1 protein-coding gene is annotated in these 210 nt (G+C 45.7%); it reads right to left on the reverse strand.

Annotated features, from left to right (window positions below):
- Positions 1-210, reverse strand: a 210-nt coding sequence (locus ACRHOC_RS15965; protein WP_431159534.1) for a hypothetical protein, incomplete at both ends; no start/stop codon positions are given.

The following is a 210-nucleotide window of genomic DNA, read 5'->3' on the forward strand; positions in this document are numbered from 1 at the left end:
GCATATATAGTCTGATTGTAGGCAACTGTATTGGTACATGTGCTTCCAAGTGGTTGATACTCTATCAGAGCATCGGCGTAGGTCTCGTAGTAAACCACATCAAGTCCTACCGGAGCACCAGCTAGTACAATACCATGAGCATCAGTAAGCTGGAAACTAGCAAAACCATCTTCCTCACCATCATCGTCAGATACCTGTAGGGTTGCGTTG

Origin of the sequence: Winogradskyella poriferorum (genome assembly GCF_050618035.1) — a bacterium.
Taxonomy (GTDB): domain Bacteria; phylum Bacteroidota; class Bacteroidia; order Flavobacteriales; family Flavobacteriaceae; genus Winogradskyella; species Winogradskyella poriferorum_A.